8 protein-coding genes and 1 pseudogene are annotated in these 9,431 nt (G+C 72.0%); 7 read left to right on the top strand and 2 right to left on the bottom strand.

Annotated elements, in window-relative coordinates; translation table 11 throughout:
• Positions 1-127 precede the first annotated feature (127 nt).
• Positions 128-685 (bottom strand): annotated as a pseudogene (locus tag ACFY0F_RS24155) (DedA family protein); the annotation flags it as partial.
• Complete coding sequence (locus ACFY0F_RS24150; protein WP_388797880.1) at positions 682-1,455, bottom strand: MBL fold metallo-hydrolase; 774 nt, start codon at positions 1,453-1,455, stop codon at positions 682-684. The pseudogene ACFY0F_RS24155 and the gene ACFY0F_RS24150, both read right to left, overlap by 4 nt.
• Positions 1,456-1,539: 84 nt before the next feature.
• On the opposite strand from ACFY0F_RS24150, the gene ACFY0F_RS24145 reads away from it, so the two are divergent.
• The 7 genes from ACFY0F_RS24145 to ACFY0F_RS24115 all read left to right on the top strand — a co-directional run bounded on the left by ACFY0F_RS24145 (position 1,540) and on the right by ACFY0F_RS24115 (position 9,347).
• Positions 1,540-1,971, top strand: coding sequence for a hypothetical protein (locus ACFY0F_RS24145; RefSeq protein ID WP_388797877.1), 432 nt, complete (start codon positions 1,540-1,542; stop codon positions 1,969-1,971).
• A gap of 90 nt (positions 1,972-2,061) precedes the next feature.
• Positions 2,062-4,224 (top strand): phage holin family protein, encoded by a 2,163-nt coding sequence (locus tag ACFY0F_RS24140; protein WP_388797874.1) that lies wholly within the window; start codon positions 2,062-2,064, stop codon positions 4,222-4,224.
• A gap of 40 nt (positions 4,225-4,264) precedes the next feature.
• The gene (locus tag ACFY0F_RS24135) at positions 4,265-4,690 is read left to right on the top strand and encodes an OsmC family peroxiredoxin (RefSeq protein ID WP_388797871.1); all 426 of its coding nucleotides are present in this window, start codon (positions 4,265-4,267) and stop codon (positions 4,688-4,690) included.
• 153 nt (positions 4,691-4,843) lie between these two features.
• Positions 4,844-6,514, top strand: coding sequence for a molecular chaperone DnaK (gene dnaK / locus ACFY0F_RS24130; protein WP_388797868.1), 1,671 nt, complete (start codon positions 4,844-4,846; stop codon positions 6,512-6,514).
• Between the two features lie 33 nt (positions 6,515-6,547).
• Positions 6,548-7,387, top strand: a complete 840-nt coding sequence (locus ACFY0F_RS24125) for a hypothetical protein (RefSeq protein WP_388797865.1) — start codon at positions 6,548-6,550, stop codon at positions 7,385-7,387.
• A gap of 334 nt (positions 7,388-7,721) precedes the next feature.
• On the top strand, positions 7,722-8,219 hold the full coding sequence (locus ACFY0F_RS24120) for a hypothetical protein (RefSeq protein ID WP_388797862.1): 498 nt from the start codon (positions 7,722-7,724) through the stop codon (positions 8,217-8,219).
• Between the two features lie 63 nt (positions 8,220-8,282).
• Complete coding sequence (locus tag ACFY0F_RS24115) at positions 8,283-9,347, top strand: hypothetical protein (RefSeq protein ID WP_388797859.1); 1,065 nt, start codon at positions 8,283-8,285, stop codon at positions 9,345-9,347.
• Positions 9,348-9,431: the final 84 nt, after the last annotated feature.

The following is a 9,431-nucleotide window of genomic DNA, read 5'->3' as shown; positions in this document are numbered from 1 at the left end:
GGGGGGGGCCTCTGTTTGCGGCCCGCGGGCATTCCACCCCCCCCCCCCCCCAACGGCCGCGCGGGGGGGGGGGGGGGGGGGCGCGGGGCCGGGGGGGGGGGGGGGCGCCCCCCCCCCCGCCCCCCCCCACCGCCGCCACCACACCCTCCCAGGGGCGGGGGAACAGCGACCCGCCGAGGATCCCGATCACCTGATACGTCGCCGCCCACGCCAGGCATGCGGGCAGGTTGCCCCGCGCGAACCGTCCGAGCGGCCACTCGGCCATCAGACAGGCCAGCATCACCGGGATCCGTCCCGCCGGCACCAGCCGGGACAGGACCAGCACCGCCACGTTGTGCTCGGCGAGTTTCTCCTGCGCCTGCGTCAGCCGGTCCTCCGGCGCCCGCGCCCGGATCGCCCCGAGCCACCGCGACCCGTTCTTCGACTTCATGCCGCGCCGCCCCAGCCAGTACAACGCCGCGTCCCCGAGGAACGCCGCCAGCGACGCCGTCACGAACACCAGCGCCAGCGAGAACGGCGCGGTCTGGTGGACCGCCACCACAGCCGCCGAACTCACCAGCGCCCCGGTCGGTATCACCGGCAGCAGCGCCCCGAGCAGCACCAGCAGGAACAGTGACGGATACCCGATCGCCCGCTGGGTCGACTCGGTGGGCAGCACCGACACCACGGCGGCCAGCCGTATCACCGGGCGACCTCCAGGCGCACGCTCTCCCCGTGCCCGAGCCGGTGCACCGTCACCTGCGGAGCGTGCACCGCCGCCAGCCGCACGAACTCCTCGCCCGGCGCGTGGAACTCGTGCGGACGGACCGCGTCCATGCCGATCGGCCAGTACGTCCCGTAGTGCACCGGCACCGCACTGCGCGGCGCCAGCCGGGCCAGCGCCCGCGCCGCCCGCCCCGCGTCCAGGTGCCCCTCACCGAGGTACGGGCCCCAGCCGCCCACCGGCAGCAGCGCGACGTCCGCCGGCCCGACCTCCTCGGCCATCGACTCGAACAGCCCCGTGTCCCCGGCGAAATACGTCCGCGCCTCGCCCTCGACGACGTACCCCAGGGCGGGGGAGCGCTGCGGGCCCACCGGCAGCCGCCGCCCGTCGTGCCGCGCGCTCACCGCCCGTACCACCAGCGGCCCGACCTCCACACGGTCACCGGGCACCACCTCGGTGACCCGCAGCCCGGCGAGCCGGCGCAGCCCCGGCACAGCCCGGGGCGCACCCCGGGGCACGAGCAGGCGCGTGCCCGGCGCGAGCCGCGCCAGCGAGGGCAGGTGCAGATGGTCCGCGTGCAGATGCGACACCAGCACCACATCGGCGTGCCAGGCGCCGGGCGGGGGAAGCGCACCCCTGCGCCGGCGCAGATGCGCGAGCCGGCGGGCGAACAGGGGATCGGTCAGCACCCGTGTGTGCGAGTCCTCGACCGTGCAGGTGGCGTGACCCCACCAGGTGATCTCCACCGGCACCTCTTTGCCTCCTTCGCGCGACTCCCCCGAAGCCTACGGGCAGGAGTAGGGTCGGCGGCGAAACCCGGAGGTGAGGGGGACGCCATGGGACAGGTACGGGGTGCCTCCGGCAGGGCCGCGCTGGTACGGGTGACCGCGATCGCCAGTCTGACTCCTCTGGAGGAGCTGGAGATCGACCCGTTCCTCGTGGACTCCCGCAGCCAGCACGCCATGTGTGCCCGCTGGGCCGCCGAGCACGGCTACGTCGTCGCCCGCGAACTCCTTGTACGACGGCTGCGCCCCGACCACAGCGCGCTGTGGGACGGCGTCCGCCCCGGACTCGACGTGTTCGTCGCCCCCAGCCGCCGTGTCCTGGAGTCCGCGCTGTCCTCCGTCGAGGAGTTCACCGCGGAGTGCGCACGGCGCGGAGTACGCGTGGAGACCGTCGGACGGGCCGAACCCCGCTACGACGCACAGATGAAGGCGCGTGTCCACCGCCGGCTCTCCATGCCCACCGCCGGGTACGACGGCCGCTAGTCACGGCCGGCCTCCGTCGTCGCGCCGCCCGTGTGACAAGGTGGGGGCCGTCAACGCCCGCGGTGGCCGCGGGCCGGGGACGTCGAAAGGGTGCGGGGCGTGCGTGGCGGGCGGTGGCGGCGGATCGCCGGTCAGATCGGGCGGAGCATCGCGGTGTGGGCGGTCTCCACCCTCACCATGCTCATCCTCGCCGGCCTCCTGCCCGACTTCCACCTGCAGTCGTCCTCCAGCGACAGCGCCACCACGATCGCCGTCACCGCCGCCCTCGGAGCCGGCGCCTTCGGCATCCTCTCGGCCGTCGTGTGGCCCCTCCTCGTCCGGCTGCTGCTCCTCGTGCCCGCCCTCGTCCTCGGCCTGCTGGTGTTCTTCCTCAACGGCTCGCTGCTGCTGCTCGCCCTGCGGATCAACCCCTCCGGCGACAGCGAGGCCGCACCCGAGACCGCCGTCATCGTCGCCGCCGTGATGTCCGCCGTCGCCTCCGCCACCGGCGCCGCCCTCACGGTCCGCGACGACGACGCCTACCGGCGCAGGCTCTCCCGGCTCGCCCTGCGCCGCCGCAGATCCGGCCCCCGCTGCCCCCAGACGCCCGGCACCGTCTTCGTCCAGCTCGACGGGGTCGGCCACGACGTACTCCGTGACGCCGTCGCCAAGGGCGTCATGCCCACCGTCGGCCGCTGGCTGGCCGCGGGCGACGGCGAACGGCCCACGCACCGGGTCATCCCCTGGCGCACCGACTGGTCCAGTCAGACCGGTGCCAGCCAGCTCGGCATCCTGCACGGCAGCACCTTCGACGTCCCCGCCTTCCGCTGGTACGAGAAGGACAAGGGCGAGGTGATGGTGTGCAATCGCCCGACGAGCGCCGCCGAACTGCAGCGCCGCGCCATATCGCATACAGGCGACGGCGGACTGCTCACCGACGACGGAGCGAGCCGCGGCAACCTCTTCAGCGGCGGTGCCGGCGAACAGGCCCTCGTCCTGTCCATAGCCGCCCGTCGCCGTGGCCGCGAGAACCGCTCCCGGGCCGGTTACTTCGCCTACTTCTCCGACCCCGCCAACGCCGTCCGCACCGCCCTGTCCTTCATCGCCGACGTCGGCCGTGAAATAGGCGAGTCGACCCGCGCCCGGATACGAAGACAGCGCCCGCGCGTGGGGCGCGGCGGCCTCTACCCGTTCATCCGGGCTTTCGCGACCGTCGTCGAACGGGACGTCGTCGTCGCCGCCGTCATGGGCGACATGCTCGCCGGCCGCACCGCCGTCTACGCCGACCTGGTTGCCTACGACGAGGTCGCCCACCACTCCGGGCCGCGCAGCCGGGACGCCGAGAAGGTCCTGGCCCGGCTGGACCGGTCCCTCGCCCTGATCGCCAACGTCGCCGAACACGCCCCCCGCCCCTACCGGATCGTCGTCCTGTCCGACCACGGACAGAGCCCCGGCGAGACCTTCCGTGCCCGCTACGGCCTCACCCTCGCCGACCTCGTCCGCGCCGGCTGCGGCCTGCCCGTCCCGCGCAAGGCCGAACGCACCCGCAGCGGAGCCGAGGCCCGCGCCGCCGTACGCGCCGCCCTGCGCCGCCCGGACGAGACCCGCGGCGAACGGCACAGACCCGCGCCCCACTCGGAGCCGATCGTGCTCGCCTCCGGCAACCTCGGCCTGATCTCGTTCCCGGACGTCCACCACCGCATGACCAAGGAGGAGATCGACGCCCGCCACCCCGCCCTCCTCGCCACCCTCGCCAACCACCCCGGCATCGGCTTCCTGCTGGTGCGCAGCGACCGGCACGACGGCGTGGTGCTCGGCCCGTACGGCGTCGAGATACCCCTCGACCGGCTCGACGACGAACCCGGCCCGCTCGCCGCCTTCGGGCCCGGTGCGGCCGACGCCGTCCGCCGCACCCACTCCTTCCCGCACGCCGCCGACATCATGGTCAACTCCTTCCACGACCCCGCCGACGGCGAAGTCCTCGCCTTCGAGGAGCAGATCGGCTCCCACGGCGGCCTCGGCGGCCCCCAGGCCCGCCCCTTCCTGCTGTCCCCCCTCACTCTGTCGCCGCCCGTCGACGACGGAGCGGAACTCACCGGGGCCGAGCAGGTGCACCGCGTCCTGCGCCGCTGGCTTGCCGAGCAGGGCGAACCACAGACACCGGCCGGCGACGCCGAGGCCCTGCCGGGCCGGGAGACGAGGGGCCGTCCGGGCGCCGCCCGCCGTTCACCGCGGGTGAACCGGGTACTGCGGGTGCCACGGGCCGGAATGTGATCGGATGGGGACGACGGAACCACCCGCGAAAGGACACACCGTGGCAACCACGCGCACCGCACACACCGTCTGGGAGGGCAACCTGCTGGAGGGCAACGGCGTCGTCACGTTCGACTCCTCCGGCATCGGCGAGCAGCCGGTGTCGTGGCCGTCGCGCGCCGAGCAGGCGAACGGCAAGACCAGCCCCGAAGAGCTGATCGCCGCCGCCCACTCCAGCTGCTTCTCGATGGCGCTGTCGCACGGCCTGGCCGGCGCCGGCACCCCGCCCACCAAGCTCGTCACCTCGGCCGACGTCACCTTCCAGCCGGGTGAGGGCATCACGGGCATCCACCTGACCGTCGAGGGCACCGTCCCCGGCCTCGACGACGAAGCCTTCGCCGCCGCCGCCGAGGACGCCAAGAAGAACTGCCCCGTCAGCCAGGCCCTCGCCGGCACAAACATCACCCTGTCGGCGAAACTCGCCTGACCTGCTGCGCCCGGACCGGTGCCGCGCCCTTCGACCAAGGGCGCGGCACCGTCTTTTGCGGTCCCTGGGGGTACCCGGCATTGACAACGGCCCACCCGGGTTCTGTGCTGGGAGTGCGGCGGGCACCGGCGCCCTGGCGGAAGGGGACGACAGATGGCACGCGCGGTCGGGATCGATCTGGGCACCACCAACTCCGTGGTCGCCGTCCTGGAAGGCGGCGAGCCCACCGTCGTCGCCAACGCCGAGGGCGCGCGGACCACCCCGTCGGTCGTCGCCTTCGCCAAGAACGGCGAGGTACTGGTCGGCGAGGTCGCCAAACGGCAGGCCGTCACCAACGTCGAACGCACCGCCCGCTCGGTGAAACGCCACATGGGCGACGCGCACTGGCGCTTCCCCGAACAGGGCTCCGTCGACGGCACCCGCTACCGCGCCCAGGAGCTGTCGGCGCGTGTGCTGCAGAAACTGAAGCGGGACGCGGAGGCCTACCTCGGCGAGGACGTCACCGACGCGGTGATCACCGTACCGGCGTACTTCGACGACGCCCAGCGCCAGGCCACCAAGGAGGCCGGCGAGATCGCGGGCCTGAAGGTCCTCAGGATCATCAACGAGCCCACGGCCGCCGCCCTCGCCTACGGCCTCGACCGGGGCGAGGAGCAGACCGTCCTCGTCTTCGACCTCGGCGGCGGCACCTTCGACGTCTCCCTGCTGGAGATCGGCGACGGCGTCATCGAGGTGAAGGCCACCAACGGCGACACCCACCTCGGCGGCGACGACTGGGACCAGCGGATCGTCGAGCACCTCGCGAGCCGCTTCAAGGCGCAGTACGGCATCGACCTCACCGGCGACAAGATGGCCGTGCAGCGACTGCGCGAGGCCGCCGAGAAAGCCAAGATCGAGCTGTCGTCGTCGTCCGAGACCAGCATCAACCTGCCCTACATCACCGCCTCCGCCGAGGGCCCGATGCACCTGGAGGAGAAGCTGACCCGGGCCCAGTTCCAGGAACTCACCGCCGACCTGCTCGACCGGTGCAAGACCCCCTTCCACCAGGCGGTCCGGGACGCGGGCGTCCAGCTCTCCGCCATCGACCACGTCATCCTCGTCGGCGGCTCCACCCGCATGCCCGCGGTCACCGACCTCGTCAAGGAGCTCACCGGCAAGGACCCGCACAAGGGCGTCAACCCGGACGAGGTGGTCGCGGTCGGCGCCGCCCTCCAGGCAGGCGTCATCCGCGGTGACGTCAAGGACGTCCTCCTCCTCGACGTCACCCCGCTGTCCCTGGGCATCGAGACCAAGGGCGGCATCATGACCAAGCTGATCGAACGCAACACCACGATCCCCACCCGCCGCTCGGAGATCTTCACCACCGCCGCGGACAACCAGCCCTCGGTCGGCATCCAGGTCTACCAGGGGGAACGCGAGATCGCCGCCTACAACAAGAAGCTCGGCGTCTTCGACCTCACCGGCCTGCCACCCGCCCCGCGCGGCGTCCCGCAGATCGAGGTCGCGTTCGACATCGACGCCAACGGGATCATGCACGTCTCCGCCAAGGACCTCGCGACCGGCCGCGAACAGAAGATGACCGTCACCGGCGGCTCGGCCCTGCCCAAGGACGACATCGACCGCATGATGCGGGAGGCCGAACAGTACGCCGAGGAGGACCGGAGGCGCCGCGAGGCCGCAGAGACCCGTAACCAGGCCGAGCAACTCGTCTACCAGACCGAGAAGTTCCTCCGCGACAACGGCGACAGGATCCCGGCCGACACCAGGTCCCGAGGATGGCGCTGGCGGCAGGTGCGTAACCGGGGCGTTGGAAAACGGGGTTGACGACTCGGCATCAGGAATTGGTACATGTACCGGATGAGTGCGCGCATCAAGTGGCAGGACATCATCGACCAGGCCCGCGATATCGTCGACGGCTACGACGGTGGCGTCACCGTCCGGCAAGTCATGTACCGGCTGGTCGCCGAGGGGCTCTTGCCGAACACCGCACCCATGTACCGCAGGCTGTCCTCCCGGCTCGCGCAGGCCCGCCGCGACGGTCTCTTCCCAGACCTCATCGACACGATCCGCGAAGTCCACGTCCCGCCGGCCTGGCCGCACGCCGACGCGTTCCTCGCGAACATGCCCCAGTGGTTCCGCCTGGACCGCACCCGCGGGCAGGAGTGGGCGCTGTACGTGGCGGCCGAGAAAGACACGCTGCGCCAGCTGCTGACCGGGTGGCTCGCCGAGTACAGCATCCCCGTCCTGGTCGTGAGGGGCTTCGGCAGCCAGAGCTACGCCGACGTCGTCCGCGAACGCGCGCGCAGCGATCCCCGCCCGGCGGCACTGATCTACATCGGCGACTTCGACGCAAGCGGCTCCGACATCGAACGCGACTGGGTGCAGCGCACCGACTGCTGGGAGCGGGTAGAGCGGGTGCTGCTGACAGACGGGCAGGTCCGCGAGTACCAGCTGCCGCCGGCCGAAGGGAAGAGGGACGATCCACGCTGGCCCGGGTTCGCCCGCCGCTACGGCTTCGACCTCGACCGCCCCGTTCAGTGGGAGGTTGAGGCACTGGAACCGGCCGAACTCAAACGCCTGGTGATGGAAGCCGTCGACGGCTACATAGACCGGGAGATCCTCGCCGAGGTCATGGCCGAGGAAGAGCAGCAGCGTGCCCAGCTCGCCGCCATCCTCGGCCAGCAGCATGACAGCTGAACGACAGGGTGATGTCGGCCAACGCGAGGACCTGGGACGGTGAAAGCCACCCCAGACGGGGCTCGGCCTGCGACACTGGGTCTCGCCCCGCCGTTCCCCCGTCGGCGGGGCACCCCCGCTTGAGGGCGGCTGGCCGTACGGGAAAGAAAGCGGCCGGCGCCCAATCCGCCGAAGCGGGTGGCAAGGGCACCGGCCAACCGAAGACACACACCGTCCAGGCAGTAAGACCACACGGGTTGCGTCGCACTTTGAGTGTAGCGGTGCGACAGGCCTGAGGAATGCCTCCTTGCCCGCGATGACGCAAGTCCGGTAACTTTCTTTCGTTGGGTGTGTTGTGGCAAGCACACCCCGGACCGAAGTCATCACCGTCGTCAAGGAGTTCCTCCATGCTGCACCGCGCGCTGCCGTGTTACGCCACGCCCGCGGGGACGCCGGCTCGACCCCGATCGAGTTCCTGTTCCTGTCCACCGCCGGGATCGTCTGCGGAGCCGCTGTCTGCTTCGTCGCGATCCGCGCGAAGGCCAAGTTCGACGCCTTCGTAGCCGGACGCCCCGCGCCGCCCCTATTCCCCGACTTCACCATCCCGTGGGCGACGATCGGTCTCGCGGCTGGCGCCGTCGCACTCGGGGTCCTGATCACGGTGGCCGTGGTGGCACGACGAGCCGTATCCCGGGCACGCCACCTCCTGGACGAGCTGGAGCTGCTCGAGGCCCTCACGGCAGCCCAGGAGGCGCGGACCGGCGACGACGATCACTACCGGGCTGCCCTCCGCACGCTCGAAGCCCAGTGGAAGGCCACTACCGCTGATCTCACGGCCACCCGCACCGCATAGCCCACCCGCCTCCGCTCGGAACGCCGACGCCGGCGCCCTGCCCCCACCGACCAGGAGAGAACGATGATCCGCGCCGGACGCCGGAAGTACGCCCAGACCAGCGACGAGCTCGCCAACGCGATGGGCATCAGCATCGGCACCTTCCGCAACAAGCAGCCCTACACCGCCGAGGACTTCCCGCCCGCGATCAGTTCAGAGGGTGCACGGGTGAAGCTGTGGGACAGCCAGCAGACCGCTGCCTACCTGGCCGGCCGCCCAGTCCCCGCCGTTCCGGTTGAGGACGACGATCAGGACCTCCTCGACCGCAACGAGGCCGCCGCCGAGCTCGGGGTCACCCCCAAGACCTGGGACGACTACAAAAAGCACCCCCAGATCGCCCCCCACCTGACCAAGGTCAAGGGTGTGGAGCACTGCCCGCGCGGCATCGTCAAGGCCTTCCGTACGGCCAAGGGCACCAACACAGACGCCGGACCCAAGGGCCGCCCCAAGGGCAGCGGGGACATGGTTCCGCGCGACGAGATCTCCGCCCGGGTCGGCGCCCTGCTCGACGAGGACCCGGCGGCCACCATCGCGGCCGTCGAGGACCGCGTTGGCCTGTCCTACGCCGCGGCCGCGCGCGCCCTGCCGCGGCTGCGGGGAGAGAGGATCGCCGACTTGCTGCAGGCCGAGCCGGAGCTGACCCCCGAGACCGCCGCCACCCGTCTCGGCTACCCGACCGCAGTGCAGCGCACGGCCCTCGCCAGCGCCGCCACCGAGCTGCGCGCCCGCCAGGTCCAGCCGTACCTGCAGCGCGTCGCCGACGTCCTGGTCGGCGCCGGCCTGGCCGAGCAGCAGGACATTGTGGTGCAACGCCTGGAGGGCGACGTGCTCGCCGCCGCCGTGTCGCTGAGTGGCTCTGAGGCCCCTGCCTTGGTGTGGGACGAGCGCTACGGCTGGCGCACTGCCGTCAGCCGGCGCCACCCCATCGGCAAGGAGACCGGCACCCCGCCGGAGGGCGACGGCATCCGCTACCTGAGCGAGGAGCAGCAGCCCGAGCCCGCCGAGTTGCTCGCCGCGCTCACCGATGGCCGACCGGGCTCCCGGCAGCCCAAGACGATCCACCCGGCCGGCACCGCCCTGCACGGCTGAACCGACAGCCGGCCTCCACATGGGAACGACCGAAGGTTGATCGCTTCGGGGCCCGGGCCCACCAGAACTCTGGTGGGCCCGGGC

This window comes from Streptomyces sp. NPDC001544, from assembly GCF_042894285.1.
Lineage (GTDB): Bacteria > Actinomycetota > Actinomycetes > Streptomycetales > Streptomycetaceae > Streptomyces.
The sequence above is the reverse complement of the archived record's forward strand: the minus strand, read 5'-3'. Positions and strand labels throughout refer to the sequence as shown.

Excerpts from the sequence above, each read along its gene's own strand:
- ACFY0F_RS24145 (WP_388797877.1), top strand. The coding sequence starts at position 1,540 with ATGGGACAGGTACGGGGTGCCTCCGGCAGGGCCGCGCTGGTACGGGTG.
- dnaK (WP_388797868.1), top strand. The coding sequence starts at position 4,844 with ATGGCACGCGCGGTCGGGATCGATCTGGGCACCACCAACTCCGTGGTC.
- ACFY0F_RS24125 (WP_388797865.1), top strand. The coding sequence starts at position 6,548 with ATGAGTGCGCGCATCAAGTGGCAGGACATCATCGACCAGGCCCGCGAT.
- ACFY0F_RS24115 (WP_388797859.1), top strand. The coding sequence starts at position 8,283 with ATGATCCGCGCCGGACGCCGGAAGTACGCCCAGACCAGCGACGAGCTC.